26 protein-coding genes and 2 pseudogenes are annotated in these 26,542 nt (G+C 70.8%); 19 read left to right on the top strand and 9 right to left on the bottom strand.

Features of this window, described 5'->3' with window-relative positions; all coding sequences use genetic code 11:
- Positions 1-7 precede the first annotated feature (7 nt).
- Entirely contained in the window at positions 8-913 is a 906-nt protein-coding gene (locus ACQEWB_RS07250; RefSeq protein ID WP_432828242.1) for a Gfo/Idh/MocA family protein, read from the top strand.
- Here the strand turns inward: ACQEWB_RS07250 and lnt are convergent.
- Both lnt and ACQEWB_RS07240 read right to left on the bottom strand, forming a co-directional pair.
- A complete protein-coding gene (gene lnt / locus ACQEWB_RS07245) occupies positions 837-2,411 on the bottom strand; it encodes an apolipoprotein N-acyltransferase (RefSeq protein WP_432828240.1) in 1,575 nt (524 codons plus the stop codon). The two genes, ACQEWB_RS07250 and lnt, sit on opposite strands and share 77 nt — an antisense overlap.
- A 72-nt stretch (positions 2,412-2,483) precedes the next feature.
- Positions 2,484-2,959: pseudogene (locus ACQEWB_RS07240) on the bottom strand (nuclear transport factor 2 family protein).
- A 91-nt stretch (positions 2,960-3,050) separates the two neighbouring features.
- Between ACQEWB_RS07240 and ACQEWB_RS07235 the strand changes: the two are divergent.
- Positions 3,051-3,215, top strand: a pseudogene (locus tag ACQEWB_RS07235) (DUF4291 family protein); the annotation flags it as partial.
- Positions 3,216-3,298: 83 nt separating this feature from the next.
- Here the strand turns inward: ACQEWB_RS07235 and ACQEWB_RS07230 are convergent.
- Positions 3,299-3,922, bottom strand: coding sequence for a hypothetical protein (locus ACQEWB_RS07230; RefSeq protein ID WP_432828238.1), 624 nt, complete (start codon positions 3,920-3,922; stop codon positions 3,299-3,301).
- 331 nt (positions 3,923-4,253) lie between these two features.
- On the opposite strand from ACQEWB_RS07230, the gene ACQEWB_RS07225 reads away from it, so the two are divergent.
- From ACQEWB_RS07225 to ACQEWB_RS07210, 4 genes are all read left to right on the top strand, one after another.
- On the top strand, positions 4,254-4,847 hold the full coding sequence (locus ACQEWB_RS07225; RefSeq protein ID WP_432828236.1) for a hypothetical protein: 594 nt from the start codon (positions 4,254-4,256) through the stop codon (positions 4,845-4,847).
- An 88-nt stretch (positions 4,848-4,935) separates the two neighbouring features.
- A complete protein-coding gene (locus ACQEWB_RS07220; RefSeq protein ID WP_432828234.1) occupies positions 4,936-5,349 on the top strand; it encodes a hypothetical protein in 414 nt (137 codons plus the stop codon).
- Positions 5,291-5,854, top strand: coding sequence for a DUF4291 domain-containing protein (locus ACQEWB_RS07215; RefSeq protein ID WP_432828232.1), 564 nt, complete (start codon positions 5,291-5,293; stop codon positions 5,852-5,854). Before ACQEWB_RS07220 ends, ACQEWB_RS07215 begins: the two co-directional genes overlap by 59 nt.
- A gap of 82 nt (positions 5,855-5,936) precedes the next feature.
- Positions 5,937-6,677 (top strand): SDR family NAD(P)-dependent oxidoreductase, encoded by a 741-nt coding sequence (locus ACQEWB_RS07210; protein ID WP_432828230.1) that lies wholly within the window; start codon positions 5,937-5,939, stop codon positions 6,675-6,677.
- Positions 6,678-6,711: 34 nt separating this feature from the next.
- Here the strand turns inward: ACQEWB_RS07210 and ACQEWB_RS07205 are convergent, their stop codons facing one another.
- Together ACQEWB_RS07205 and ACQEWB_RS07200 are read right to left on the bottom strand one after the other, a co-directional pair.
- A complete protein-coding gene (locus ACQEWB_RS07205) occupies positions 6,712-6,891 on the bottom strand; it encodes a hypothetical protein (RefSeq protein WP_432828228.1) in 180 nt (59 codons plus the stop codon).
- A 148-nt stretch (positions 6,892-7,039) separates the two neighbouring features.
- Complete coding sequence (locus tag ACQEWB_RS07200) at positions 7,040-7,408, bottom strand: winged helix-turn-helix transcriptional regulator (RefSeq protein ID WP_432828226.1); 369 nt, start codon at positions 7,406-7,408, stop codon at positions 7,040-7,042.
- A gap of 75 nt (positions 7,409-7,483) precedes the next feature.
- On the opposite strand from ACQEWB_RS07200, the gene ACQEWB_RS07195 reads away from it, so the two are divergent.
- A complete protein-coding gene (locus ACQEWB_RS07195; protein WP_432828224.1) occupies positions 7,484-8,044 on the top strand; it encodes a carboxymuconolactone decarboxylase family protein in 561 nt (186 codons plus the stop codon).
- A gap of 1 nt (position 8,045) precedes the next feature.
- On the opposite strand, the gene ACQEWB_RS07190 is transcribed toward ACQEWB_RS07195, so the two are convergent.
- Entirely contained in the window at positions 8,046-8,921 is an 876-nt protein-coding gene (locus ACQEWB_RS07190; RefSeq protein ID WP_432828222.1) for an undecaprenyl-diphosphate phosphatase, read from the bottom strand.
- A 255-nt stretch (positions 8,922-9,176) separates the two neighbouring features.
- On the opposite strand from ACQEWB_RS07190, the gene ACQEWB_RS07185 reads away from it, so the two are divergent.
- The 3 genes from ACQEWB_RS07185 to ACQEWB_RS07175 are packed head-to-tail and all read left to right on the top strand — an operon-like array spanning position 9,177 to position 11,991.
- A complete protein-coding gene (locus ACQEWB_RS07185) occupies positions 9,177-10,355 on the top strand; it encodes a Gfo/Idh/MocA family protein (RefSeq protein WP_432828220.1) in 1,179 nt (392 codons plus the stop codon).
- The gene (locus tag ACQEWB_RS07180) at positions 10,352-11,278 is read left to right on the top strand and encodes a PmoA family protein (RefSeq protein ID WP_432828218.1); all 927 of its coding nucleotides are present in this window, start codon (positions 10,352-10,354) and stop codon (positions 11,276-11,278) included. The genes ACQEWB_RS07185 and ACQEWB_RS07180 overlap by 4 nt, the downstream gene beginning before the upstream one ends.
- A complete protein-coding gene (locus tag ACQEWB_RS07175; protein ID WP_432828216.1) occupies positions 11,272-11,991 on the top strand; it encodes a cupin domain-containing protein in 720 nt (239 codons plus the stop codon). The genes ACQEWB_RS07180 and ACQEWB_RS07175 overlap by 7 nt, the downstream gene beginning before the upstream one ends.
- A 23-nt stretch (positions 11,992-12,014) precedes the next feature.
- Here ACQEWB_RS07175 and ACQEWB_RS07170 read toward each other — a convergent pair whose 3' ends face one another.
- Positions 12,015-12,485: a winged helix-turn-helix transcriptional regulator gene (locus ACQEWB_RS07170; RefSeq protein ID WP_432828214.1), complete on the bottom strand. Its 471-nt coding sequence runs from the start codon at positions 12,483-12,485 to the stop codon at positions 12,015-12,017.
- Between the two features lie 111 nt (positions 12,486-12,596).
- On the opposite strand from ACQEWB_RS07170, the gene ACQEWB_RS07165 reads away from it, so the two are divergent.
- Positions 12,597-13,766 (top strand): thiolase family protein, encoded by a 1,170-nt coding sequence (locus ACQEWB_RS07165; RefSeq protein ID WP_432828212.1) that lies wholly within the window; start codon positions 12,597-12,599, stop codon positions 13,764-13,766.
- Between the two features lie 96 nt (positions 13,767-13,862).
- Here the strand turns inward: ACQEWB_RS07165 and ACQEWB_RS07160 are convergent, their stop codons facing one another.
- Complete coding sequence (locus ACQEWB_RS07160; protein WP_432828210.1) at positions 13,863-14,645, bottom strand: TVP38/TMEM64 family protein; 783 nt, start codon at positions 14,643-14,645, stop codon at positions 13,863-13,865.
- Between the two features lie 49 nt (positions 14,646-14,694).
- Here ACQEWB_RS07160 and ACQEWB_RS07155 point away from each other — a divergent pair, with 49 nt between their 5' ends.
- The 4 genes from ACQEWB_RS07155 to ACQEWB_RS07140 all read left to right on the top strand — a co-directional run bounded on the left by ACQEWB_RS07155 (position 14,695) and on the right by ACQEWB_RS07140 (position 18,376).
- Positions 14,695-15,417 (top strand): DNA alkylation repair protein, encoded by a 723-nt coding sequence (locus ACQEWB_RS07155; RefSeq protein WP_432828208.1) that lies wholly within the window; start codon positions 14,695-14,697, stop codon positions 15,415-15,417.
- Between the two features lie 276 nt (positions 15,418-15,693).
- Positions 15,694-16,863 carry an elongation factor Tu gene (gene tuf / locus ACQEWB_RS07150; RefSeq protein ID WP_432828206.1) on the top strand — a complete coding sequence of 390 codons (1,170 nt, stop codon included), beginning with the start codon at positions 15,694-15,696 and terminating at the stop codon, positions 16,861-16,863.
- Positions 16,864-16,958: 95 nt separating this feature from the next.
- A complete protein-coding gene (locus tag ACQEWB_RS07145) occupies positions 16,959-17,804 on the top strand; it encodes a spermidine synthase (RefSeq protein WP_432828204.1) in 846 nt (281 codons plus the stop codon).
- A 134-nt stretch (positions 17,805-17,938) separates the two neighbouring features.
- Entirely contained in the window at positions 17,939-18,376 is a 438-nt protein-coding gene (locus ACQEWB_RS07140; RefSeq protein ID WP_432843675.1) for a DUF4442 domain-containing protein, read from the top strand.
- Between the two features lie 58 nt (positions 18,377-18,434).
- Here the strand turns inward: ACQEWB_RS07140 and galU are convergent, their stop codons facing one another.
- Entirely contained in the window at positions 18,435-19,382 is a 948-nt protein-coding gene (gene galU / locus ACQEWB_RS07135; protein ID WP_432828202.1) for a UTP--glucose-1-phosphate uridylyltransferase GalU, read from the bottom strand.
- A gap of 378 nt (positions 19,383-19,760) precedes the next feature.
- Here galU and ACQEWB_RS07130 point away from each other — a divergent pair, with 378 nt between their 5' ends.
- The 4 genes from ACQEWB_RS07130 to ACQEWB_RS07115 all read left to right on the top strand — a co-directional run bounded on the left by ACQEWB_RS07130 (position 19,761) and on the right by ACQEWB_RS07115 (position 26,540).
- Positions 19,761-21,536, top strand: a complete 1,776-nt coding sequence (locus ACQEWB_RS07130) for an RICIN domain-containing protein (protein ID WP_432828200.1) — start codon at positions 19,761-19,763, stop codon at positions 21,534-21,536.
- 259 nt (positions 21,537-21,795) lie between these two features.
- Positions 21,796-24,261, top strand: a complete 2,466-nt coding sequence (locus ACQEWB_RS07125) for a beta-glucosidase family protein (protein WP_432828198.1) — start codon at positions 21,796-21,798, stop codon at positions 24,259-24,261.
- Positions 24,258-25,817 carry a carboxylesterase/lipase family protein gene (locus ACQEWB_RS07120; RefSeq protein ID WP_432828196.1) on the top strand — a complete coding sequence of 520 codons (1,560 nt, stop codon included), beginning with the start codon at positions 24,258-24,260 and terminating at the stop codon, positions 25,815-25,817. Before ACQEWB_RS07125 ends, ACQEWB_RS07120 begins: the two co-directional genes overlap by 4 nt.
- A gap of 72 nt (positions 25,818-25,889) precedes the next feature.
- The gene (locus ACQEWB_RS07115) at positions 25,890-26,540 is read left to right on the top strand and encodes a DedA family protein (RefSeq protein WP_432828194.1); all 651 of its coding nucleotides are present in this window, start codon (positions 25,890-25,892) and stop codon (positions 26,538-26,540) included.
- The last annotated feature ends 2 nt before the right edge of the window (positions 26,541-26,542 follow it).

Raw genomic sequence — 26,542 nt, 5'->3', positions numbered from 1 at the left:
CCATCCCGTGAAGGTCGGCTGCATCGGACTCGGCGACATCGCGCAGAAGGCCTACCTTCCGGTGCTCGGGGCCCTCCCCGGGGTCGAGCTGCACCTCCAGACGCGGACACCCGCGACGCTCGACCGGGTCGCCGACGGCCTCCACCTCGCGCCCGGACAGCGCCACCGGGACCTCGACGCGCTGCTCGCCCAGGACCTCGACGCCGCCTTCGTCCACGCGCCGACCATCGTGCACCCGGAGATCGTGACGCGGCTGCTGGAGGCGGGCGTACCGACGTACGTCGACAAGCCGCTCGCCTACGAACTCGCCGACTCCGAGCGGCTGGTGGCGCTCGCGGAACAGCGAAACGCATCGCTCGCCGTGGGCTTCAACCGCCGCTACGCGCCCGGGTACGCGCAGTGCGCCGACCATCCGCGCGAGCTGATCCTCATGCAGAAGAACCGCATCGGGCTGCCCGAGGAACCGCGCACGATGATCCTCGACGACTTCATCCACGTCGTGGACACACTGCGCTTCCTGGCCCCCGGACCGGTCGACGACGTGACGGTACGCGCGCGCGTGGCCGACGGACTGCTGCACCACGTCGTCCTCCAACTCGCCGGGGAGGGGTTCACCGCGCTCGGGGTGATGAACCGGCTGAGCGGTTCGGCCGAGGAGATCCTGGAGGTGTCCGGGCAGGACACCAAGCGCCAGGTGGTCAACCTCGCCGAGATAATCGACCACAAGGGCCAGCCGACGGTGCGCCGGCGCGGCGACTGGGTGCCGGTGGCGCGTCAGCGCGGCATCGAGCAGGCGGTGCTCGCGTTCCTGGACGCGGTGCGCGCGGGCAAGGTGCTCAGCGCCCGGGACGCACTGGCGACTCATGAACTGTGCGAGCGGGTGGTACGTGCGGTTCAGGACCGGGCCGCCTGAGCCGCACCGCCCGGACGCCCTCGGCCGTACACCACACGGCGAGGATCAGGAGGGCGGCGTGCACCGGCCAGTCGCCGTAGCGGACGTACGGGGTGACGCCGCGGGCCAGTGGTATGTCATACAGCACTGAGCTGCTCTCGTCCGTCCCGACCCACGATCCGATCCGCTCCCCGCGCGCCCCGTACACCGCCGACACGCCCGTCAGCGTCGCGTGCACCATCGGCCGCCCGGTCTCGGCGGCGCGCAGGGCGGCCAGCGAGGCGTGCTGCTCCGGCGCCCAGCTCTGCTGGAACGACGACGTCGCCGACTGCGCTATCAGCACCTCCGCGCCGTCCTGGGCGAGATGGCGGCTCATGTCGGGGAACGCCGACTCGAAGCAGACCATGGGGCCGACGCGCAGGCCGTGGCCGACGTTCATGATCACCTGCTCGGTGCCGCGCCTGCGGTCCTCGCCGGCCGCCTTGCCGACGTCGGTGGCCCAGCCCAGGAGTGAGCGGAAGGGGACGTACTCGCCGAACGGCACCAGCCGCATCTTGTCGTAGCGGTCGCCGGTGAGGCCCTGCGGGCCGACCAGCACCGAACTCTTGTATATGCCGGGCTTGTCGGAGCGGCGCGCGTCCACGTTGACCAGGATGTCGGCGCCCGTCTCGCGGGAGAGCGCCGCGATCCTGCGGGCCAGGTCGGGCCGGTCGCCCAGGTCGTAGCCGACGCTGCTCTCGCCCCACACGATCAGGTCGGGCTTCTTCCCCGCGAGCTCACGGGTGAGCTGCTCCTCGCGATCGAAGCGCTTGTCGGGGCTGCCCACGCCGTCTATGACGCCGGGCTGTACGACGGCGATCCGCGTCCGGCCGTCGACGTCGGGGCGGGGTGACCACACCCAGGCCGCGGAGGTGGCGGCGGCCGTCGCGACGATCCCGGCGACCGCGGGCACGCGGGCCTCGCGGACCGACACCAGTACGGCGACCGAGACGTTGACGGCGACGACCAGGAAGCTCAGCAGCCAGACCCCGCCGACGGAGGCGAGCCGCAGCGCCGGTTCCACCTGCCACTGGCTGGAACCGAGCAGACCCCAGGGGCCACCCAGCCCCTGCCAGGAGCGGACGAGTTCGACCATCAGCCATCCCGACGGCAGGACGGCCAGCGCGGCCAGCACCCGCCCCGGGCCCGGCACCCCGCCCAGGAACCGCCGCACCAGCCAGCCCCACGGAGCCCACAGCGCACCCAGGAGCGCGCCGATGACGAAGATGAACACATTCAGGCTCGGCAACAGCCAGTGGTGCACCGCGACCATGAACCCGAAGCCGCCGGCCCAGCCGTCGTACGCCGCCCGCTTCCCGGTCGGCGCGGAGCGCACCAGCAGCAGCCACGGGACCAGGGCGACGTAGGCGAACCACCACAGCGAAGGCGCCGGGAACGCGAACACGGGCAGGGCACCGGCGAGCGCGGCGAGCGCCGAGCGTCGCCACGGGGAGGCGAGCCACTGATCCAGGTACTTCATACGGCACCTCCGTACCCCGCGGGTGGCTCCAGTGTGCGTGCTTTCGATGATCCGGAACAGGGGGCCGGGCGATCAGTCGGCCACCGGGGCGGGGAGCCGCTCGGCCATCTGCCGCCACTTCTCCTGTACGACGACCTCCCGTAGCCGCCACCCCTCATACGTCCGCAGCAGCCGGAACGCGTAACGCCCGCCGCACACGAAGTCCGGTGCGGCGCCGTCGCCCTCGAACCGCATGGGATTGACGTAATCGGCCTGCACGCGCGCGGTGTCGCCGGTGTCCTGCTCCAGAACCCCGAACCGCACCCGGCGGTTGACGATCAGATGCTGCCGCATCGGAAACAGCGACATGCTCTCCGCGAGCCACGCGGCCACCCGCCCGGCATCCCCCTCGATCCCACCGGCCGACCGGTAGTCGGCCCGCCCGTCGGCCGTGAACAACCCCGATACCCGTCCCAGTCACCGTCGTCCACCGCCACCGCGTAATCGGTGACCACCTCGTCGACGGCCAGCCGATCCATCACGGTCGCCAGCTCCACACGCTGCGTCATCGGCTCAGTGTTGGGCATGGCGCCGACCGGGCCAAGGGCGTGAACGATATTCGGTGGTCTTCGCGCGCCGGTGCCCGCGAAGCTGTCCGCCATGAACGATCAGTTGGACCAGCAGGAGCCCAAGTTCCGTGTCCGCGCCCGCCATTCGGAGTCCACGCTCACGGTCTACCAGGCGTACCGACCCGAGATCGGCGTCCCGGCGGCACGCAACGGCCGCTTTCCGGCGGCGTGGAAGCGGGACCGGATGACGTGGATCATCAAGCCGCGTTCACAGACCCTTCCGCGGTAGTGGTGGCGCGGAAGGGAACGCTCGACGGGTTACGGGGAGGCTCCGCGCAGTCAGTCGAACGCCACGACCAAGCGGACTCCGTCGTCACCGAATCGGCCGGCCAGAGCCTTCATCACAGCGAAGACATGCGGCCACCCAGTCCCCGACCCCAGGACAGCGCCCGCGGTCAGTGGCTCGTAGACACAGACCAGATCGTCGGTGGACCACTCAACACGTTCTGAAGCGTTGCGACAGTCCAGAGGTGGCACGCCCATCAGGGACACGAACTCCGACGGCCACTGATGAGATACCGGCTGGCGGTGCAGTACCGACGGCAGCGACTTCTTGTACCAGGTCACACGGCCGACGAAATGCTCAGGCCCGGTCGCGGGATCAAGGGAAGCGAGCTCGCCCCAGCTGACCCAGCTCGCACCGTCCATCTCACCCCGCTCGGTCCAGGAGTCCAACTGCGAGCGCATGCCGCTCGACAGATCAGCGGGAAGACCACGACCGGGTGCAAGCGGCGGGAAGCCCGCGTAGTTGCGTACGCCGAAGAGAAGACCGAAGGCCGTGTAGTCGGTCTCGTCATACAGCGGCCACAGATCCATGGCAGCCACCCATGGCTCGCCGTCGTAGTCGCCGGTGCCGGCATAGGTATGACGAAACTCGATCCCGCCGTATATGTCCGTCCCCATGACGGCGCACCCTAACGGCCTTGGCCTGCACGACGCACATCACTATTGAAGGTCAGCCACAGAGCCGGTCCGTGTCCCGCTTGATGCGCCGCCTGCCGCAGCCCCAGCCCTCATGTCGGGCACCAGTCAAAGATCTGTGAACACGGCTTGACCTGGGTCTTCAAGCCGTGTTCAAAGCCCACAAGAACCTGTGCCTACGCGCTGGCCCCAGGCCGCCTCCGGGCCGGCCTGTCGAGGCGAGGATCATGGTCCCGTGATGAAGTGGACGAAGAGGACGCCCCCGGTCGGCCAGTCCGATCATGAGCCCGAACTCTCTGACTACCAGCGGGCAATGCGGAACCGGATTCTCGCGGCCCCGGTAGTGCCCGCGCCTGACCCCTGGCGGCCCGTCTTCGAGTACGAGTACGGCGTCCCTGTCGGCGGACTGCTCGGGATCGGCTTCGCGACGGACCCCGACACCGGCCACGATCTGGTGATGGTCGTCTCCCACGACGGGCACGGTCTCTTCGACGCCGTCACCGGCGAGAAGATCGCGCGGGATCGTGACGCGGACCCCGAGGACAGCAGCCGCGACGCGGATCCCGCTCTGTGGTGTCCTGGGTTGGGACCGGTCGCCGGAAGCAGGGTGCGCATCGCCGGACTCTTCGGCGGAGGACTGCACAGCACCGCCGGAGACGGCTGGAAGCTGGAGGTCGTTGCCCCGGCCTGGCCGAACGAGCGTGTCCTGCTCTCTCGCGACGGCGGTTTGCCGCACTCCGGCCCGCACGGGGAGCGCTGGTGGCACATCTTCCATTCCAACTACTCCGAACTCCGCGCGGTAGGTTTCTCCCCCTCCGGGCAGACCATCGCTGTAGCGACGAGCAGCGACATTTCACTGTGGACACGCAGGACGGACCACGGCCACGCCGGCAGCGCCGCGGCCTGACCGAACCAGACTGCGGGGCGGATCCGACAGACATCGGCATGACGTGACCCGGAACAATCTGATTTCCGCTCCCACAGAAAGCATGGCGATGGACGAAGACGAGAGCCTGCATCGGTACGGCCTGCATCCTGCCGGAGCGAACCTCGACGAAGTACGAGGTCTGCTCACCGCACAGACCCGGCTGGAGAAGCGTGCGCAGGGAGACAGTGACACGGAGTTGATGAAGCTGTGCTGCGTACAGCTGTTCAACGCCTCGGTCCTCGAAGACGTGCTGCTCATCTGGCAGGCCAAAACCGCCAGCATGGACACCGACTGCTCGATCGACATTCAGTTGCTGTGCGGCAGCGGACTGGCCAGGACCAAGGCGTACCTGTCGAGCCGACGCCTACCCGAAGCCGAAGCGGCACTGCAACGACTGCTCCGCTGTGAAGTGGCCGGCGACTTTGAGGATTTCTCCGCCGCAGGGCACTCCGCCCGCTACGCCGCCTACTACGCGCCGTGATGCCCGACGCCGGTCTCCAGGGCATCAAAGAGTCTGTGAACGAGGCTTGACATGGGTCAAGCCGTCCTTCCTCTGGATGATGTACCGCTGCGGCTGGGGCACGAAGGAAGGGCAGGAGACGGTTCTCGCCGTGGAGATCAGGCGGGAGGGCTTCGTCTGGGCGTTGCGCAACGCCTGTCTGTCGCACTACGTCCCCGCGCTGTACGACGACCAGGCCGCCTGGAAGCGGCAGTTGAGGCGGGCACCCGCACGCGTGCAGTGGGATCCGGAGCGCGACCTGCACCTGAACCCCCTGCCGCACCGTTCGTTGCAGCTCGGCCTCGCGGGGGAGGCCGCCGCCCTGTACGCCGACGAGTGGATCGTCGGGATCGAGGACGTGACGCCGCTCGCGACGGAGATTCACGGGCTCGTGAGGGCGGGGAAGCTCGGGCGGGCCGCCGGGTTGTTGCCCGAGGAGCGGCCGTATCCGCTGGAGGACGACGCGCTGGCGCATCTGCGGGCCTGAGCACGGCGAGGGCGGAAGGGCCGCTTCCGGGCTAAGGTGATCGATGATCGATCATTTGGGAAGTCTCGGTCAGGAGGACTCCATGGCACGTCCCGTCACCGTTGTCACCGGCGGCAGCAGAGGCATCGGCGCCGCGACCTGTCTGCGGCTCGCGGCCGACGGGCACGACGTGGTCGTCGGGTACGTCCGGGACAGTGCGGCCGCCGAGGAGGTCGCCGAGGGTGTGCGGAAGGTCGGGGCCCGTGCTGTCACCGTGCGGGTGGACACCTCCGTCGAAAGTGATGTCGAGCGGCTCTTCGAGGTGGCCGAGCGTGAGCTGGGGCCCGTGAGCGGGTTGGTGAACAACGCTGCTGTGACCGGCCCGTTGGGGCGTCTCGCCGATACCGACACGGACACCCTGCGCCGGGTCGTCGACGTCAACCTCCTGGGTACGTTGCTGTGTTCGCGCCGGGCTGCCCAGCTCATGACCGCTCGGGGAAGCGGTGTCATCGTGAACGTGTCGTCCGGGGCTGCCACGATCGGCAGTCCCGGTGAGTACGTGCACTACGCGGCCACCAAGGCCGCCGTCGACGCGCTGACCCTCGGCCTCGCCAAGGAACTCGGGCCGGACGGCATCCGTGTCAACGCGGTCGCCCCCGGCGCCGTCGACACCGACATGCACGCCACCATGGGTGATCCGGACCGGGCCTGGCGGATGGCCGAGTCGATTCCGCTGCGGCGGCCGGCGCGGGCCGAGGAGATCGCCGCGGCCATCGCGTGGCTGATGTCGCCGGACGCGTCGTACGCCACGGGAGCGGTACTGCGGGTGGCGGGCGGGCGTTGAGGCGTGCGAAGGGGAGTCCTGGGCGGTCCGCGGCTCAGGCCGCCTCGATCACGTTCCCACGGATCGCCGCCGCCCACTCGACCACCAACAGCTCGTACTCCGCACGCTCCTGAACCGACAGCGAGCCGCCCGCACGCAGCCACAGCGCACGGATCTGCTCGTTCAGCTCGGCAGCAGACCGCACGGAACCAGGGGCCATGGAATCGGGGGACATGCCGACAAGCCTAGGGGCAAGCACTGACACTGCGCTACCGGACGGCTACTCATCCCCTATGTCATTGGTCACGGATTTCTTGATCGCGGGCTCTCTGCTGACTTGACGGTCAGTCAATTGCCTGGCTGATCACGTCACTTCCGGCACGTCATTTCTGTTGCTCCGCCCACACGCGCGACCACTCCAGCAGCGGTCCCATCGCCGTCACCAGATCCGTGCCGAGCGGCGTGAGTTGCCAGGTCGACTCGGCCGCCGGCGCGGCGATGCCCGCCTCGCGCAGCTCCGTCAGGCGCGTCGACAGGACGCTGGACGACATGCCGTCACAGCTGCGTTGCAGGTCCCGGAAGCCGATCGGGGCGGTGTGCCGGTGGAGTTCCCAGATCACGCGCAGCGTCCAGCGGCGGCCCAGCAGGTCGAGCGCCGCCATCACCGGGCGGCCGGTCGTCGAACCCCGGACCGGGCGGCCGGGGACCGGTGTCGATCCCGCAGAATCCGATCCCGCAGAATCCGATCCCACAGAATCTCCTCCGTCTCCGGGTTGGCTCACTCCCACCCTTGCGCTTCGATTTCAGAAGCGCAAGAGTCGATGCCCATGAAGCAGCGCATCGACGGCGTCGCGCCGCCCTACCCGCCCGAGACCGACCGCTCCCTGCACCGCTGGATGCCGCCCGGCGTCACCCGGGAACCCCTGATGCTCTTCAAGGTGCTCGAACGCCACCCCGAACTCGCCTCCCGGATGCGCGCACTCGGCGCCGGACTCCTCGTCCACGGCCGCCTCTCCGAGGCCGACCGCGAGCTGGTGATCGCCCGCGTCGGCGCCCGCGCGGGCTGCGCCTACGAGTGGGGCGTTCACATGGCGACGTACGCCGAAACGGCCGGTCTCACCCCCCACCAGGTCACCCTGACCGTGACCGGTACCCCCGACGACCCTGCCTGGTCGCCCCGGCAGGCGGCCCTGCTGCACGCGGTCGACGAACTGCACGCCACCGCCCGGCTGAGCGACGAGGCCTGGGCCGGGCTCCGGGAACACCTGGACGAGCCCGAAGCCCTCGAATTCCTGGTCCTCGCCGGCTGGTACCGCACCATCGCCTACGTGGCCAACGGCGCGCAGATCGAGCCGGAACCCTGGGCGCTTCCGCTGCCCGGGCGGTGACTCAGCCCGCCGACTCCGCCGCGTGCGGGCTCAGCACGCCCGCCGTCACCAGGGCGATGATGACGATGCCCAACGCGATCCGGTACCAGACAAAAGGCATGAAGCTCTTGGTGGAAATAAACTTCATGAACCATGCAATTACCGCGTAGCCGGACGCGAAGGCGATCGCCGTCGCGAAGAGCGTCGGACCCCAGGCGACATGGCCGCTCTCCAGCGCGTCCTTGGTCTCGAACAACCCGGACGCCAGCACCGCCGGGATGGCGAGCAGGAAGGAGTAACGGGCCGCGGCCTCGCGCCGGTAGCCCATGAACAGGCCGCCGCTGATGGTGGCGCCGGAGCGCGAGACGCCGGGGACGAGCGCCGCGGACTGGCAGAGGCCGAAGATCAGGCCGTCCTTCACGCCCAGGTTCTCCAGCGTCTTGCGCTGCTTGGGCGCGCGATGCCGGCCGCCCGACTCGTCGCGCGCGGCCAGCCGGTCGGCGATGCCGATGACCACGCCGACAGCGATCAGCATGGTCGCGGTGATCCGCAGATCCCTGAAGGGCCCCTCGATCTGGTCCTTGAACAGCAGCCCGAGCACCCCGATGGGAATCGAGCCGACGATCACCAGCCAGCCCATCTGCGCGTCGTGGTCCCCGCGCATCTCCTTGTTGAACAGCGAACGCGCCCACGCCGAGATGATCCGCCCGATGTCCTTGCGGAAGTAGATCAGCACCGCGGCCTCGGTGCCGATCTGGGTGATCGCCGTGAACGCCGCGCCCGGGTCCTTCCAGCCCGCGAAGGCCGCGGTCAGCCGCAGATGCGCACTGGAGGAGACAGGGAGGAACTCGGTCAGCCCCTGGACGAGTCCGAGGATGATGGATTCAAACCAAGACATGAAGTTACGGCGTCCAAGTGCTGATCGTGGCAGGCGGACAGGGCGTCGCGCCGCCGGGCGTCGTGATCACGGGTGTGGGGGCAGCCTAGCGTCCGGGAGTGACAGCGCCCGCACAGGGGTTTCGAGGCCGTCTCGGACCTTGGGATTCGGGTGGTTGACCTTGTGCGGGGGCGCAGCTTACGTTGCATGGAGGAGAAAGCGCTTGCTGTTCCTCCTTGTAGAGCCGCTGTCCCTGGAGGAGTGCTGATCGCGTCCATGTCCACGTCCGAGACCCGCCCAGGGACGTCCCAGCCCCCGTCCGCGCCCCTCGCCGGCCGGCGCGTCCGGGCCGCGATCATCGGCATCGGCGCCATCGGTCGCGGCTCCCATCTGTCCGCGCTGAGCAGACTCGGCGAGGAGGGCGAGACCGAGGTCGTCGCCGCGGTCGACATCGATGCCAACGCGGTCGCGGAATTCTGCGAGGAGACCGGGATCCCGCACGGCTACACCGACCTGGACCGGATGCTCGAGGAGCAGCGCCCCGACCTGGTCAGCATCTGTACGCCGCCGACCCTGCACCGCGACCAGACCATCGCCGCGCTGCGCGCCGGGGCCTGGGTGTGGTGCGAGAAGCCACCGATGCCGACGCTCGCCGACTACGACGCCGTGGAAGCCGAGGAGGGCAAGGACGGCGGCCCGTACGCGTCGATCGTCTTCCAGCACCGCTTCGGCTCCGGTTCGCGGCATGTACGGCGGCTGCTCGCCGAGCGGGCCATGGGCCGACCGCTCGTCGCGCACTGCCAGACCACCTGGTACCGGGACACCGCCTACTACGCCGTGCCCTGGCGGGGCCGCTGGGCGACGGAGGGCGGCGGGCCCGCGATGGGCCACGGGATCCATCAGATGGATCTGCTGCTCGACCTGCTCGGGCCGTGGAGCGAGGTGCGCGCGATGGCCGGGCGCCTGGTGCACGACGTGGAGACCGAGGACGTGTCGACCGCCCTGGTCCGCTTCGAGAACGGCGCGATGGCGACCGTCGTCAACAGCGTGCTGAGCCCCGAGGAGGTCAGCCGCATCCGCATCGACTGCGAGCGCGCCACCGTCGAACTCACCCACCTCTACGGCCACAGCAACGCCAACTGGCGTGTCGTCCCCGCCCCGGACGTCCCCGGCGACGAGGCCGCCGCCTGGCAGGACTTCGGCGCGGACGTGCCCAGTTCGCATGTGGAGCAGCTGCGCGAACTGGTCGCCAGCATGCGCAAGGGGGAGCGGCCGCGCAGCAGCGGCGCGGACGGGCGGACCAGCCTGGAGCTGATCGCCGCGCTGTACAAGTCGGCGTTCACGGACAGCACGGTGAAGGCGGGCGAGATCGGGCCCGGAGACCCGTTCTACACGGCGATGCACGGGAACGTCCCCGGCTGGGCACCCGCGGCCGCCGAGGAGGGGTCCGCATGACCGGCCTGCGTCTCGTCCACGCTCACGGCGAGCGGATCACGCTCACCGAACCGGCCACCGGCGTCGAGCTGTTGAGCTACGTGTACGCCCCCGAGGCCGCGTGGGAGGCCCCGAAGCCGTACCTCCACCCGATCCGCACCCTCGCCGGTGACGTGGTCACCGACTACCGCCCCAACGACCACCGCTGGCACAAGGGCCTCCAGCTGACCGCCTCGCACCTGTCCGGCGCCAACCTGTGGGGCGGCAACTCGTACGTCCACGGCGAGGGCTACCTCGAACTCCCCGAGCGCGTCGGCTCGATGGTGCACGTCGGCTTCGACGAGGTCGCGGTGCACGAGGACCGGGCCGTCATCGCGGAACGGCTCACCTGGCACCCGTACAGCGGCGAACTGTGGGCCGAGGAGCGGCGGCTGATCGAGGTGCACGACGTCGACCGCGAGTCCGGTTCCTGGGCGCTGACCTGGACCAGCGCGGTCACCAACCGGCGCGAGGAGCCGCTGCGGTTCGGCAGTCCGACCTCCGCCGGGCGCGAACTGGCCGGCTACACGGGCCTGTTCTGGCGCGGCCCGCGCGGTTTCCGCGACGGCCGCATCATCGGTCCCGAGTCCGAGGGGCCCGGCCTGATGGGCGGACAGGCGCCCTGGCTCGCCTTCTCCGGCGAGCACGACGGCACCGACGGCCACGCGACCCTCGTCTTCGCACACGCTCCCGAGAACGACCACCTCGGGACGGACGGAACCCACCCCGCCCACTGGTTCGTCCGCAACGAACCCTTCGCCGGCGTGGCCCCCTCCTGGGCCTTCTACGACGAACTGGAGCTCGCCCCCGGCAGCACCCTCACGCGCCGCTACCGCGTGGTCGTGGCGGACGGAGTCCGGGAGCGGGAGGAGATCGCCAAGTACCTGGAGGCGCACCCGTGGTGAACACCGGCGGATTCACCGGACTGCCCGGCGGCGTCGCCGTCTCGCACCTCTCCGTCTACGACTGGCCCGCCGCCGACGGCGTCTGCGGTGGAACTCCCCATATGCACCTGACCTGTTCGGAGGGGTACGTCGTCACCGGCGGCCGGGGTGCGGTGCAGACGCTCACCACGTCCGGGTACGAGGTCACGCCCCTCGTGCCCGGCACGGTCGCCTGGTTCACGCCGGGCACCATCCACCGCCTCGTCAACGAGGACGACCTGCGCATCACGGTCCTGATGCAGAACAGCGGGCTGCCGGAGGCGGGCGACGCGGTCCTGACGCTGCCGCCGCGCTACCTGACCGACCCACAGACGTACGCCGCTGCGACCAGGATCCCGCTGGACGCCCCGGAGGAGGAGCAGGCCCAGGCCGCCCGAGTCCGCCGGGACCTCGCCCTGGAGGGCTACCGGGCGCTGCGCGAGGCGGCCGGCCCCGAGCCGCTGGCCGCCTTCCACCGCGCCGCGGCGGCACTGGTACGACCCCGGCTCGCCGAGTGGCGCGAGCGCTGGCACCGGGGCGCCGAGGCGGCCGCAGCTGCCACGGGGGAGCAGCTGCGCCGCCTCGAACAGGGCGACCCGTCCCACCTCGCCGACGCGGCCGTACAGGCGGAACTGCCTTCCGCGTACGGGAAGTTCGGGATGTGCGGGCGGTTGGACGTGTACAAGGGCGACTAGGCCCGGCCGGGCGCCATGCCCGATCATGCCGCCGTCGGCCCCGATACCGTCCACCCCGCCGCCTGTGGACGGGCCGTCAGGTCCTCGTGGTGGACCGGGTTGCCGCAGGCCTGGCAGGTGACGACCGGGATCATTTCGTTGCCGCAGATGTGCTCGACGACCATGGGGAGGTCGTCGTTCTTGCGTACGTGGCGGTCGCCCCACTCCTTGAGGGTCATCAGGACCGGCTCCAGTTCCAGGCCCGCCGGTGTCGCCCGGTACTCGAAGCGCTGCGGCCGTTCGCTGTAGACGCGCTTCGTCAGGATGCCCGCGTCCACGAGGCGGCGCAGGCGGGTGGCCAGGACGTCGCGCGGGGCGCCGATGTTGCGCACGAGCTGGTCGAAACGTCCGTTGCCCAGGCACACCTCCCGCAGGACGAGCAGGGAGTACTTCTCGCCGACGAGCGCCAGGGCGTCGGCGATGGAACAGGGGCGGGGGTCTCGTGTCGCGGCCATGGGCCCAGTTTAGGGGAGGGTTGGATTTTCCAACTCACGGAGTTAAGGTGAGTTTGGATTTCCTACTCACTGGTATCTCTCGTCGTCCGTCCCGTGCCGGAGGCCCACGCCATGCGTGACGCAGTCATCGTCGAAGCTGTACGCACCCCCGTCGGAAAGGGCAAGCCGAACGGGGCCCTCGCCCATGTCCATCCCGTGGAGCTCCTCGCCCACACCCTGCGCAGCCTCGTCGACCGCTCGGGGATCGACCCGGCGCTCATCGACGACGTCATCGGTGGCACGGTCACCCAGGTCGGTGAGCAGTCCGTCAACATCACCCGGCAGGCAGTCCTTTCGGCGGGCTTCCCGGAGTCGGTCCCCGCGACCACCGTGGACCGCCAGTGCGGCTCCTCCCAGCAGGCGGTGCACTTCGCGGCGCAGGGCGTCCTCTCGGGGGCGTACGACCTGGTCGTGGCCTGTGGCGTGGAGTCCATGGGCCGGGTGCCGATGGGCTCCGCGGTGCTGCCGGGCACCGACCCCTTCGGTCCCGGCGTCGCCGGGCGCTACCCGGAGGGGCTCGTGCCGCAGGGCATCGGCGCCGAACTCATCGCCGCGAAGTGGTCCATGACGCGGGAGGAGCTGGACGCCTTCGCCGTCTCCTCGCACCGCAAGGCCGCCGACGCCTGGAACCGCGGCGCCTTCGACGCGGAGGTCGTACCCCTTGAGGGCGTCACGCGCGACGAGTGCATACGGCCGGGCAGCACCCCGGAGACCCTGGCCGGCCTCAAGTCCGCCTACTACGACGCCGGTTACGCCGAGCGCTTCCCGCAGATCGAGTGGAACATCACCGCGGGCAACGCCAGCCCGATCAACGACGGCGCCTCCGCGGTCCTCATCACGTCCAGCGAAACCGCGGCCCGCCTCGGCCTGCGCCCGCTGGCCCGCCTGCACAGCTTCGCCGTCACCGGCTCCGACCCGCTCCTCATGCTGACGGGCGTCATCCCGGCCACGGAAAAGGTGCTGCGCAGGGCCGACCTGACCCTCGACGACATCGACCTCTTCGAGGTCAACGAGGCGTTCTCCAGCGTGGTCCTGGCCTGGCAACAGGAGACGGGCGCGGACCTCGCCAAGGTGAACGTCAACGGCGGCGCGATCGCGATAGGCCACCCCTTGGGCGCGAGCGGCACCCGCCTGACGACGACATTGGTACACGCGATGCGTGAGCACGGGGCGCGCTATGCCCTGCAGACCATGTGCGAGGCAGGCGGACTGGCCAACGCAATGATCCTGGAAGGGGTCTGAGCAACGCTGCCGAGGGGCGCGGGGAACCGCGCGACCAGCCACGACGAAGCCGCACCCGCCAGCCGACACATCGCGGCACTCGCAGCGGCGAAAGAACTACCGCCCCCGAATGTGATGCCGCTTGCGCCAGGCCACCACCGCCCCCGCCACCGTCGGCAGCGCGATGGCGGCCAGCGCGATGAGGAAGATCGGTGACGTCGGCGAAGAGGCCCGCGCCCCGGCGACCACATACGCCGCCGTATTGGGGATCGACCCCAGCGCGGTCGCCACCAGGAAGGACGTCCAGCCCATCCTGGAGACGGCCGCGCAGTAGTTCACGCCCCAGAACGGCAGCCCCGGAAACAGCCGCGCCGCCAGCATCGACCGCATCCCGTGCCGGCTCAGCTGCCCGTCCGCCGCCATGAGCAGCCGCCCCCGCAACAGCGGCCGCAGCGCGTCCTGCCCCAGCACCCGGCCGAGCCCGAACGCGAGCCCCGCCCCCAGCACCGTGCCCACCATCGACACCCCCAGCCCCACCGCGGAGCCGAACAGCGCCCCCGCGGCGAGGTTGAGCAGCGGACGCGGCACGAAGGCGACCGTGCACACGCCGTACGCCAGCGCGAACACGACGGCCGCCGTGGCGCCGCCCAGCTGCGGCGGCCAGCCGTCGGCGAGCAGCTTCTGCGGCTGGAACAGCAGCACACTCGCCCCGGCCCCCGCGAGCAGCGCGACCAGCAGCGAGAACCGGGCCCAGGGTGACAGCAGCACTCTGCCGAGACGCACGAGAGGAGGAGCCGGCGCGACGGCGACGACTGCGGGCACGGTGACGGCGAGCTCCGTGGCGGCGGCCCGGGGAGGGGCCGTGGCGGTGCCCCCAGAGCGGGTGGTGGCATCGAGCATTCGGCGACACTAACCGACGGATATGTGTGATCGCCGTATGGTTCGTCTCATGAGCGTCACAGCTGCGGGAATTCCGGGTGTGCCGTCGAGCACACTCGCCGACACCGTGCTGGAGCGGCTCACCGCCGTCTACGGCGCCGCGGCCGACCCGGAGCAGGCCGCGCCCATGCGGGCGTACATGAAGGACGTGGCGCCCTTCCTGGGCCTCACCACACCCGTCCGCCGCGCCCTGTCCCGCACCGTCCTGGAGGGCCTGCCGCGCCCCGCGGAGGCCGACTGCGCCGCGCTCGCCCTGCGCTGCTGGCAGCTGCCCGAGCGGGAGTACCACTACTTCGCCGTCGACTACGTGCGCAGGCACGCGCGCGTGTGCTCCTCCGCGTTCCTGCCGGTGGCCCGGCACCTGGTCGCCACCGTCTCCTGGTGGGACACGGTCGACCTGCTCGCCGCCCATGTCGTCGGCGCCCTGGTCGCGGCCGACCCGAGGCTCACCGCCGACATGGACGCCTGGATCGTCGACGACGACCTGTGGATCGCCCGCACCGCCCTGCTCCACCAGCTGCGCTACAAGGAACGCACCGACACCCAGCGCCTGTTCACCTACTGCCTGCGTCAGTCCGGACACCCCGACTTCTTCGTCCGCAAGGCCATCGGCTGGTGCCTGCGCGAGTACGCCAAGACCGACCCCGAGGCCGTACGGGCCTTCCTGGCCCGCGAGCGGGGACGGTTCGCGCCGCTGTCGGTGCGGGAGGCGCTGAAGAACATCGGGGCCTGAACTCCCGAGCCCGCGAACCCTGAACTCCCGTACCCCCGAAAATGATTCGACGCCGGACGAAGCGTCGGCAATGATCGACGACATGTTCCGGCACGCCTTCCTCCTCGCAGCATCCGCAGTCGCGGATGCGCCGAAGGCTGCCGTCCCGATCCTCCTGGCCGCTGTCGACGGCGCCCGAAGCTGACCCTCTCCGGAATGTCCGGCGGACCCCGCAGGGGGAGGGTCGGCAAGTCCTTGGGGTCCCCATCACCACTTACGAGGCTTCGAGGTACAGCCATGCCCAAGACGGCATACGTGCGCACCAAACCGCATCTGAACATCGGCACGATGGGCCACGTCGACCACGGCAAGACCACCCTGACCGCCGCCATCACCAAGGTCCTGGCCGAGCGCGGCAGCGGCACGTTCGTGCCGTTCGACCGCATCGACCGCGCCCCGGAGGAGGCCGCCCGCGGTATCACCATCAACATCGCGCACGTCGAGTACGAGACCGACACCCGGCACTACGCGCACGTGGACATGCCCGGCCACGCCGACTACGTCAAGAACATGGTCACCGGCGCCGCGCAGCTCGACGGGGCGATCCTCGTCGTCTCCGCGCTCGACGGGATCATGCCGCAGACCGCCGAGCACGTCCTGCTCGCCCGCCAGGTGGGCGTGGACCACATCGTGGTGGCCCTGAACAAGGCGGACTCGGCCGACGAGGAGCTGGTCGAGCTCGTCGAGCTGGAGGTCCGCGAGCTGCTCACCGCGCAGGGTTACGGCGGCGACGCCGTGCCCGTCGTACGGGTCTCGGGGCTGAAGGCGCTGGAGGGCGACCCGCGCTGGACGGCGTCCGTCGAGGCGCTGCTCGACGCCGTGGACACGTATGTGCCCATGCCGGAGCGGTACTTGGACGCGCCGTTCCTGTTGCCCGTCGAGAACGTGCTCACCATCACCGGCCGGGGGACCGTGGTGACGGGCGCGGTCGAGCGGGGGACCGTCCGGGTGGGCGACCGTGTCGAAGTGCCCGGCGCCGGGCTGGAGACCGTGGTCACCGGCCTGGAGACGTTCGGGAAGCCGATGGACGAGGCGCAGGCCGGGGACAACGTGGCGCTGCTGCTGCGGGGTGTTCCGCGGGACGCGGTCCGGCGGGGGCACGTGGTGGCCGCGCCGGGGAGTGTGGTGCCCGGTCGGCGGTTCTCGGCCCAGGTGTACGTGCTGTCCGCGCGGGAGGGCGGTCGTACGACGCCTGTGGCGACCGGGTACCGGCCGCAGTTCTACATCCGGACCGCGGATGTGGTGGGGGACGTCGACCTCGGTGAGGTCGCCGTGGCGCGGCCCGGGGACACGGTCACCATGACCGTCGAGCTGGGGCGTGACATGCCTCTGGAGGCGGGGCTCGGGTTCGCCATTCGTGAGGGTGGGCGGACCGTGGGGGCGGGGACTGTGACCGCCGTGGAGTGAGGTTGGTGTGCGTGGGGGACTGCGGGGCCGTTGTGGCTGGTCGCGCAGTTCCCCGCGCCCCTTCGGCGGCATCGCAGCGGGCCCACAATGGGGGAGTGACCGAACCTATCCCCGTAAGCAGGACCACCGACTTCGGTGTTGCCAAGCTCATGCCCGATGTCGACCGGGAGCGGGCCTGGCTGCTCACCGTCGACGGGGCTCCGCAGTCGTACGTCGATCTCGATGAGCCGTCCTATCTGGAGTTCGAGTACGCGCGGCGGCTCGGGCATGTGCTGGATACGTTCGGGGAACCGGGGCGGGACCTGGACGTAGTGCACCTCGGAGGTGGTGCGCTCACCCTGCCCCGGTATCTGGCGGTGACCCGGCCGGGCTCACGGCAGGATGTCGTCGAGGCCGACCGGGGGCTGCTGGAGCTCGTCGTCGAGCAGCTGCCGCTGCCGGACGGCGCCGGGATATCGCTGCATCCCGCCGACGCCCGCGCGTGGCTGGAAGGCGCTCCCGCCGGCTCGGCCGACGTGATCGTCGCCGACGTCTTCGGCGGCTCCCGGGTGCCGGCCCACCTCACCTCGCTCGCCTATGCCCGCGAGGCCGGGCGGGTGCTCCGAGACGACGGGGTCTACCTGGCCAACCTCGCCGACGCCTCCCCTTTCGCCTTCCTCCGCTCCCAACTCGCCACCTTCGCCGAGGAGTTCGAGGAGCTGGTGCTCATCGCCGAACCGGCCGTCCTGCGCGGCCGTCGCTTCGGCAACGCGGTGCTCGTCGCCTCGCACCACCCCGTCGACATCGGCGCCCTGGCCCGTCTCACGGCCGCCGACGCCTTCCCGGCCCGCGTCGAACACGGCCCGGGGCTGCGGAAGTTCATCGGCTCGGCCCGGCCGGTCCGGGACGAGGACGCCGTACCCTCGCCCGAGCCGCCGGACGGGGCCTTCGGCATCGGCTGAAACCTGCGGCCGAAACCTGCGGTAGAAACCAGCGGCCGAGACCGGTGCTGCCGCCGCCCGTGCGTCGCTCGTCACAAGGATCTGGCCACCCGGCGATACTCGTGAGTAACATACGCTTCATGAGCGCAGACCAGATGTCGATCGGCGAGATGCTCGCCGCGACGGTGCCGATGGCCCGGACGTTGAACCTCGAGTTCCTGGAGACCACGGCGGACAAGGCCGTGGTGTCGCTGCCGGACCAGGGCGAGTACCACAACCACGTGGGCGGGCCGCACGCCGGCGCGATCTTCACGCTCGGGGAGACCGCCAGCGGCACGATCGTGCTGGGTGCGTTCGGGGACCAGCTGGCGCGGGCCGTGCCGCTCGCCGTGCGCGCCGAGATCGCGTACAAGAAGCTGGCGATGGGGGCCGTCACCGCCACGGCGACCCTGGGGCGCCCGGCCGCCGACGTCGTCGCGGAGCTGGACGCCGGTGAGCGCCCCGAGTTCCCCGTGACGATCGAGGTCCGGCGCGGGGACGGCGCGGTCAGCGCCGAGATGACCGTCGTGTGGACGCTGCGGCCGAACGGCTGAGCAGGGATGTGCGTACGGGGCCCGGGGAGTACGTCCTTCCCGGGCCCTCGGCGTTTCCTCAGGCCGCGAGCCGCCCGCGCTCGGCGCCGCCGCCCTCCAGGCCCGCCACGAACTCCTTGAGCCAGGCAGTGAATTCGGGGCCCAGGTCGTCCCGGTCGCAGGCCAGGCGGACCACCGTGCGCAGGTAGTCGGCCTTGTCGCCGGTGTCGTAGCGCAGGCCGTCGAAGACGACCCCGTGGACCGTCCCGCCCGCGGCCAGTTCCTGGAGGGCGTCGGTCAGCTGGATCTCGCCGCCGCGGCCGGGCGGGGTGCGCTCCAGGGTGTCGAAGACGGCCGGGTCGAGGACGTAGCGGCCGATCACGGCGTAGTGGCTGGGCGCGTCCTCGAGCGAGGGCTTCTCGACCAGGCCGGTCACCCGGACCACGTCGTCCTCGCCGGTCGCCTCCACCGCCGCGCAGCCGTAGAGGTGGACCTGCTCCGGCGGGACCTCCATGAGCGCGATCACGCTGCCCTGGTGGCGGTCGCGGACGTCGAGCATCCGGCTGAGCAGCGTCTCGCGCGGGTCGATCAGGTCGTCGCCGAGCAGGACCGCGAAGGGCTGGTCGCCCACGTGGCGGCGGGCGCACAGCACCGCGTGGCCGAGGCCGAGCGGCTCGCCCTGGCGGATGTGGTGGATGTTGGCCAGCCGGGCCGGGTCGCGCACCGCGTCAAGGCGTACGGCGTCTCCCTTGGCCGCGAGCGCCTGCTCCAGCTCGAAGGCGTTGTCGAAGTGGTCCTCGATGGCGCGCTTGTGCCGGCCGGTGACCATGAGGACGTCGTCCAGACCGGCCGCGGCCGCCTCCTCGACGACGTACTGGATGGCCGGCTTGTCGACGACCGGCAGCATCTCCTTGGGTGTGGCCTTGGTCGCCGGCAGGAAGCGGGTGCCGAGTCCGGCGGCCGGGACGACCGCCTTGCGGACGGTGCGCGCGGGGGCGGGGGTGTTCGGATGGTGGGGGGCGATCATGCGGCCCATGCTGGCCCACGGGAATGAGAGCTTCCCGGGAGGAACTTCGGAGAACCCTGTGGATCGGGGCGCGTGACGGGGGCTCAGAAGTTGGAGATTTCGTGTGCCAACCGTCTTTGGGTGCACACAAGTTGACGCCCGGGTGCCGGTCATTTCGAATGCGGGTGCGGATACCCGCGGTAACTTATCTGAAGTTTACGGTTTTTGAACTTCAGTCACTCGAACTCCTTGTTTGCTGTGAGTCAATTGTGCGAAAGTGAGCGGCCCTATGGCGGTCCCAGACCCGACGCGCATAGGTATGCACCAATCAGGCACCTGCTTTCCGATGGACGCGCGTATTCCGCTTGCCGTCCTGCGGCTTGGAAAGGAATTGGTTCAGTGCAATCCCCATACCCCCCACGTCCGCCCTACCCACCGCGCCCCGGATCGGGCCCGGCCGAGTCCGACCGCAACCTCGTCGCACAACTGGATCAGGGGGCCACGGGCGCCCGGGCCGGCGCATTGCTGCTGGCCCGGCACTGGCGCGCGACCTACGACTACGCGGCGATCTGCCTGGCCGCCCCGGAGCACTCGGCGTCCATGGCCGCGGCCGCCGCGTTCCACCGGGTGCTCGGCAAGCCGGCCGGTGGAGCCCTGCGACCGCAGCTGCTGACCGCGGTACGTGACACCGTCAAGGAGTGGTCCGCGGACGACCGTATTTCTCATGTACTGCCGGAACTCCGCAAACCGACCGGCGGTCGCGGACTGCGTGCGGCACGCTCCGTGACGCCCGAAAGGCGACTGCTCGCCGAACGTGCTTTCCGGGCCCTTCCGGGAGCCTCCCAATGTCTGCTGTGGCACACCGAGGTCGAAGCCGAACCCATAACCGTACCGGCCGGTCTTTTGGGGGTGGACGAGCCCACCGCGGCCGCCGCCCTCGACCAGGCGCGGGAACAATTCCGGGCCGGCTGCGTGCGCGCCCACGGCGAACTCGCGCCGAGCAAGGAATGCCGCTTCTACAACCGACTCCTCGACGTCCCGATACGCCGGGGCGGTGCCCTGCTCCCGGATGTCCAGCAGCATCTGGCCGAGTGCCGCTACTGCCGGCACGCCGCCGAGCAGCTCAGCCATTTCGAGGGCGGCCTGGACGAGCTCCTCGCCGAGACCGTGCTCGGCTGGGGCGCCCGGCGCTATCTCGACTCCCGCCCCGGCCGCGGCGGAGAGCAGGCCCCGGCGCCGGGGCGCGGGCTCCTGCGGCCCGCCGGCGGCCGCCATCGCCCCGTCGCCCCGCGCAGAAACACCAAGGCCGTCGCCGTGGGCGTCGGACTCACCTCGCTCGCCCTGCTCGCGACCGTCCTGGCCGCAAAGGGCTGGTCCGACGACAACGGTGTCCCGGACCCGCAGGCCACCTGGGGCGCGCAGAGCGGCAGCTCCATCGCCCCGGGGCGCTCGGCGACCGGGGCCTCGGCGGGGTCCCCGTCGGCCGCGTCGGCGGGCCGGCCGATCGAGGTCGGCCGCGGCAGGCTGCGCAACCCGGACACCGGGCTGTGCCTCGACATCGACGGCGGCCGGGCCCGGTCCGGCGCCGCGGCCGTCCTGGCGGCCTGCTCCTCCGCCGGGGCCCAGCAGTGGTCGTACCAGGACGACGGTCTGCTGCGCAGCGGGGCGGACCCGGCTCTCTGCCTGGACTCCGACACCGACGACGGTTCGGTGGTCCTGGCCGGTTGTGTCGTACACGCGGGGGAGGTGCGCTACGACCTCACCGTGCGCGGCGAGCTGCTGCTGCGCGGGGGCAAGGACCGGCTGGTCGCGCCCGGCAAGGGGAACGCCGTCGTCGTTGCCCGCCGGGACGGGGCCGCCCGGCAGCGCTGGGTGCTCGAAGTCGGCATCGAGACCGAGGGGTTCACGCAGCAGCAGGGCGGGGTGGGGGAGGGCCCGAAGTCCCCGCCTGCGGAACCTCCCGGTGCGACTCCGCGGCCGCCTGTGGGTCCGCCTCCGCCCCCTGAGCCGCAGAGGGGCGAGCGCGAGCAGTACGGCGAGAAGTACGCCCAGGTGAGCAGTGAGGCCCGGCCCGCCGGTCCGCCCGTCCCGCTCGAGGACATCCGTACGCTCCCGGCCGACGTGCTCGACAAGGTCTCGTCCGTCACGACCCCACTCGGGGTCACCCTCGGCTGACACGCGGCACGACAGCCGGGGCCGCCCCGTCGAGGGGCGGCCCCGGCTTCGTTTCTTGTCGGCGTTCGGGCCGTTTCTTGTTCGGATCATTGACACGAGTCACCTTCGGTCATAGTTTTCCCGCCGCGCCAGTGGTGTCTAACGGAGTGTCAAGTAGGTCTGACGCATAGTGCGTTCAGATCCCGAACGCAGACCGGGATGCCACGGCCGCACCCGCGGTTCACATCGTCGTGCCCGCACACCGAAGGAGTGACGGCCCATGACCGACACTGTCTCGAGGAGATCCGCACTGCGTCTGCTGGGCGGCGCGATCGCCGTCGCCGCGGCGGCCACCGGCGGTCTCACCCCGCCCGCCCACGCGCAGACCAGACCCGACGCGGGGGCCGGCCCCCGCGTCGAAGGCCTCATCGGCAAGCTCACCCTCGACGAGAAGATCTCCCTCCTGCACGGCGCCACCGACCCGGCCTCGCTCGGCCAGGCGGGCTACGTCCCCGGGGTCGCGCGCCTCGGCATCCCCCCGCTCCGCCTCGCCGACGGCCCCGCCGGCGTCCGCGTCACCCGGCACGCCACCGCCCTCCCGGCCCCCGTCCTGCTGGCCTCCGCCTTCGATCCGGAGCTGGCCCGCCGCTACGGCCAGGTCATCGGCCGCGAGGGCCGCGCCCTCGGCCAGGACGTGCTGCTCTCCCCGATGGTCAACCTCATTCGCACCCCGTACGCGGGCCGGAACTTCGAGACCTTCAGCGAGGACCCGCTGCTCGCGTCGGACATGGTCGCCGCCGAGATCCGCGGCATCCAGGGCGAGCACCTCATCTCCACCGTCAAGCACTACGCGATGAACAACCAGGAGAAGGACCGCATGTCGATCGACGTGCGGGTCGACGAGCAGACCATGCACGAGCTCGAACTGCGCGGTTTCGAGGCGGCCGTCGGCGCCGGCACCGGCGCCGTGATGGGTGCCTACAACAAGGTCAACGGCACTTTCGCCTGCGAGAACAAGACACTGCTCACCGACGTCCTGCGGGACCAATGGGGCTTCGAGGGCTGGGTGATGACCGACTGGTTCGCCGCCCACAGCACCGCCGCGGCCATCACCGCGGGCCTCGACATGGAGATGCCCGACGGCACCTATTTCGGTACGGCGCTCAAGTCCGCGGTGCAGAACGGCAGCGTCGCCGAGAGCTACGTCGACCGTGCCGTCCGCCGGATCCTCGCCGTCATGGACCGCTTCGGCCTGCTCGACGGCAGCATGCCGCCCCGCCCCGACCGGGACGCACCGGCCGGCGCGGCCGTCGCCCTGGAGGTCGCCAAGGCGGGCGCCACCCTGCTGCGCAACGAACACCGCACCCTCCCGCTGGCCCCGGGCGGCAGCGTCGCGGTGATCGGGCCGACCGGCAGCCTGCCCTTCGTCAGCGGCGGCGGCAGCGCCCATGTCGTCCCCGACCACGCCGACAGCCCGCTCGACGCCATCAAGTCCCGCGCCGCGAAGGTCACTTACGCGCTCGGCGAGGACCTGTTCGGCAAGGCGATCCCCGCGTCAGCGCTCAGCCCCGCCTTCGACAGCGAGGCACAGCAGGTCGGCATCGGCAAGATCTGGAGCTACGCCGGGACGCTCACCGTCCCCGAGAACGACGAGTGGACCTTCGTCCTGCACTTCTCCTCCGCGCCCACGGCCCGCCCGAAGGTCCTGCTCGACGGCACGGAACTGTTCCCGCAGGCCGCCGGGTACGGCGAGTACTTCTCCGGCGGCCTCGTCTCGGCGGCCGCCGACGGACTCTCCGTGCGCCGCAAGACCCTGACCCTCGCCGCAGGCGCCCACTCCCTGAAGATCACCGCGCAGGGCGGGGCCTCCGGCCTGCTGTTCCGGCTGCGGCGGAGCACCGGCGCGACCCGCGCACAGGACGTCGCGGAGGCCGTCACCGCCGCCCGCGCCGCCCGTGACGTCGTGCTGTTCGCCTACGAGGACGCCACCGAGGGCCTCGACCGCACCACCGTCGCCCTCCCCGGCCACCAGGCGCAGCTGATCGAGGCGGTCACGGCGGCCAACCCGCGCACCACGGTCGTCCTCAACACCTCGTCCTCGACCTCGATGCCCTGGCTGAAGCGCACCGGCGCCGTGCTCCAGATGTACTACCCGGGCCAGGAGGGCGCGGCCGCCACCGCCGCCGTCCTGTACGGCGAGTGCGACCCCGGCGGCCGCCTCACCCAGTCCTTCCCGTCCGACGACGACCACCACCCCGTGGCCGGCGACCCCCTCCGCTACCCGGGCGTGGACGGCACCGAGGAGTACTCGGAGGGGATCCACGCCGGCTACCGCTGGTACGACGCCGAAGGCGTGCGGCCGCTGTTCCCCTTCGGGCACGGACTGTCGTACACCTCCTTCGCCTACGACGATCTGCGCGCGCACTGGACCCGGCGGGGACTGGTGTTGTCGTTCTCCGTGCGCAACACCGGGCGCCGTGAGGGGATTTCGGTGCCGCAGGTGTACGTCGGGCGCTCGCCCGAGCTGCAACTCGAGCAGGCGGTACGGGCGTTGGGCGGGTTCCGGCGGATCTCGCTGCGGGCGGGAGAGCGGCGTCGTGTCGAGGTGGAAGTCTCCGCACGCACATTGTCCTCATGGGACCCGAAGCGTCACGATTGGGTGCTCGGGGGCGGTCGGCGCACTTTGTGGGTCGGCGCGTCCTCGCGTGATCTGCGGCTGCGGACGAGCGTGGAGGTGGGCAGGTGATACGACGCGTCGCCGTCGCCCTGGCCGCCCTCGCGGCGGCACTCGTCGCACCCGTGCCCGTGGCGCAGGCCGCGGCGCGGGACGGTGATCCGGTCGTGCGCACCGACGCGGGCTCGGTGCGCGGTGAAGTCACCGCCGAGGGGCGGCAGTTCCTTGGAATTCCGTATGCCCAGCCGCCGGTCGGAAAGCTGCGCTGGCGCGATCCGCGGCCGGTCCGGCCCTGGCAAGGGGTGCGCGCCGCCCGGGACTTCGGCAACAAGTGCGTGCAGACGTCGAGTTGGGACCCGGGGTACGAGCAGCCCTCGTACACCGAGGACTGTCTCGATCTGAACGTGTACGTGCCCAAGGGGTCCGAACGGCGTGCGGTGCTCGTCTGGTTCCACGGGGGAGGGCTGACCGCGGGCGCCGGACAGGACGTCGTGCCCGATGCCTTCGCGCGGCAGACCGGGACGGTCGTCGTGACCGTCAACTACCGCCTGGGCGCGATGGGTTTCCTCGCCGAGACCGGGCTCGACGGCGAGGCGCGTGACGGGGTCTCCGGGAACTTCGGCATGCTCGACCAGCAGGCCGCGCTGCGCTGGGTGCGCGCCAACATCGGGCGCTTCGGCGGCGATCCGGGCCGCGTGACCATCGCCGGCGAGTCGGCGGGCGGCCGTTCGGTCTGCACCCAGCTGGCCTCGCCGGCGGCGAAGGGGCTGTTCCGGGCGGCGATCATCGAGAGCGGTGCCTACGGCGACTGCGGGGCGCGTGCGCACGAGGACGCGGTGGCTCAGGGGGCCGCGTTCGCCAAGAAGCTGGGGTGCGCGGACATCGCCTGTCTGCGTGGCAGGTCCGCCCGCGAGATCCTCGAAGCGCAGGGGGACTTCGACTGGGGGCCGGTGACCGGCGGCGCCTTCCTGCCGGTGCAGCCCGAGCAGGCGATCGCGAAGGGGACCGCCTCCCGGGTGCCGGTGATCAACGGCTCGAACAAGGACGAGGGGCGGCTGTTCGGCTTCTCCGACTTCGACCTGAACGGCACACCGCTCACGGCCGAGCAGTATCCCGGCGTGATGCGGGACAACTTCGGCGAGGAAGCGCTCCGGCGCTATCCGCTCTCCGCCTACCCGACGCCGACCATCGCCTACGCCACCGCGCTCGGCGACACCCTGTTCAGCTGCTCGGCGCTCAGGCTCGACGGTCTGCTCGCCGCGCGCGGTCCCGTCTACACGTACGAGTTCGCGGACCGCACCTCCCCGCCCTTCGCCTCCCTGCGCAATCTGCACACCGACTTCGACTTCGGCGCGACTCACGTGAACGAGATCCAGTACCTCTTCAAGCACTTCGGTCTGGAGTCGCCGTTCAACGCCGAGCAGAAGGTGCTGTCGCGGCAGATGGTGCGGTACTGGGGATCCTTCGTGCGGGACGGTGTGCCGCGGGCGGCCGGGCAGCCCACCATGCCCGGTGCCCCCGGCACGGTCCTCTCCCTGAAGACCGCGTCCGAGGGCGGAAACACCCTGAGTACCGCCGTGCACCAGGAGCACCAGTGCGATCTGTGGGACGCCGCCCCGGCGGGCTGACCCGGTAGGCTTCCCGGCGTGCGCCCCCGTGCGGCGCACGCCGGGAACGCGGAAATTCGGGAGGCACCGGCTTTGCACGTCCAGGAATGGCTCGACACCGTACCCGCGGCAGCCGTCTACGCAGTGGTGGCGCTGGTCATCGGGCTGGAGAGCCTGGGCATCCCGCTGCCGGGCGAGATCGTCCTGGTCTCCGCGGCCCTGCTGTCCTCCCAGCACTCCGGCATCAACCCGATCGTGCTCGGCGCCTGCGCCACCGCCGGTGCCGTCGTCGGCGACTCCATCGGCTACGCCATCGGCCGCAAGGGCGGACGGCCGCTGCTGGCCTGGCTGGGCCGGAAATTCCCCCGGCACTTCAGCGAGGGGCACGTCGCCACGGCGGAGAAGTCCTTCGAGAAGTGGGGCATGTGGGCCGTCTTCTTCGGCCGCTTCGTCGCCCTGCTGCGCATCTTCGCCGGGCCGCTCGCGGGTGTGCTCCACATGCCGTACTGGAAGTTCCTGATCGCCAACGTCCTGGGCGGCATCTGCTGGGCGGGCGGCACGACGGCGGTCATCTACTACGTCGGCGTCGTCGCCGAGGACTGGCTGAAGAGGTTCTCGTACCTGGGCCTGGTGGCGGCGGTGCTGATCGGCCTGACGTCGATGCTCGTGATCAGGCGCAAGGCGAAGAAGGCGACGGCGAAGCAGGAATCGGCCGAGACGGAACCCGTCCCGGCCGTCGACTGAGA

The sequence above is a fragment of the Streptomyces sp. CA-249302 genome (assembly GCF_050936785.1).
GTDB lineage: Bacteria > Actinomycetota > Actinomycetes > Streptomycetales > Streptomycetaceae > Streptomyces.
The sequence above is the reverse complement of the archived record's forward strand: the minus strand, read 5'-3'. Positions and strand labels throughout refer to the sequence as shown.

Coding starts and splice junctions, on each gene's coding strand:
- lnt (WP_432828240.1), bottom strand. CDS start 2,411: ATGAAGTACCTGGATCAGTGGCTCGCCTCCCCGTGGCGACGCTCGGCG.
- ACQEWB_RS07230 (WP_432828238.1), bottom strand. CDS start 3,922: ATGGGGACGGACATATACGGCGGGATCGAGTTTCGTCATACCTATGCC.
- ACQEWB_RS07225 (WP_432828236.1), top strand. CDS start 4,254: ATGCGGAACCGGATTCTCGCGGCCCCGGTAGTGCCCGCGCCTGACCCC.
- ACQEWB_RS07220 (WP_432828234.1), top strand. CDS start 4,936: ATGGACGAAGACGAGAGCCTGCATCGGTACGGCCTGCATCCTGCCGGA.
- ACQEWB_RS07210 (WP_432828230.1), top strand. CDS start 5,937: ATGGCACGTCCCGTCACCGTTGTCACCGGCGGCAGCAGAGGCATCGGC.
- ACQEWB_RS07205 (WP_432828228.1), bottom strand. CDS start 6,891: ATGTCCCCCGATTCCATGGCCCCTGGTTCCGTGCGGTCTGCTGCCGAG.
- ACQEWB_RS07195 (WP_432828224.1), top strand. CDS start 7,484: ATGAAGCAGCGCATCGACGGCGTCGCGCCGCCCTACCCGCCCGAGACC.
- ACQEWB_RS07190 (WP_432828222.1), bottom strand. CDS start 8,921: ATGTCTTGGTTTGAATCCATCATCCTCGGACTCGTCCAGGGGCTGACC.
- ACQEWB_RS07185 (WP_432828220.1), top strand. CDS start 9,177: ATGTCCACGTCCGAGACCCGCCCAGGGACGTCCCAGCCCCCGTCCGCG.
- ACQEWB_RS07180 (WP_432828218.1), top strand. CDS start 10,352: ATGACCGGCCTGCGTCTCGTCCACGCTCACGGCGAGCGGATCACGCTC.
- ACQEWB_RS07170 (WP_432828214.1), bottom strand. CDS start 12,485: ATGGCCGCGACACGAGACCCCCGCCCCTGTTCCATCGCCGACGCCCTG.
- ACQEWB_RS07165 (WP_432828212.1), top strand. CDS start 12,597: ATGCGTGACGCAGTCATCGTCGAAGCTGTACGCACCCCCGTCGGAAAG.
- ACQEWB_RS07160 (WP_432828210.1), bottom strand. CDS start 14,645: ATGCTCGATGCCACCACCCGCTCTGGGGGCACCGCCACGGCCCCTCCC.
- ACQEWB_RS07155 (WP_432828208.1), top strand. CDS start 14,695: ATGAGCGTCACAGCTGCGGGAATTCCGGGTGTGCCGTCGAGCACACTC.
- tuf (WP_432828206.1), top strand. CDS start 15,694: ATGCCCAAGACGGCATACGTGCGCACCAAACCGCATCTGAACATCGGC.
- ACQEWB_RS07140 (WP_432843675.1), top strand. CDS start 17,939: ATGTCGATCGGCGAGATGCTCGCCGCGACGGTGCCGATGGCCCGGACG.
- galU (WP_432828202.1), bottom strand. CDS start 19,382: ATGATCGCCCCCCACCATCCGAACACCCCCGCCCCCGCGCGCACCGTC.
- ACQEWB_RS07125 (WP_432828198.1), top strand. CDS start 21,796: ATGACCGACACTGTCTCGAGGAGATCCGCACTGCGTCTGCTGGGCGGC.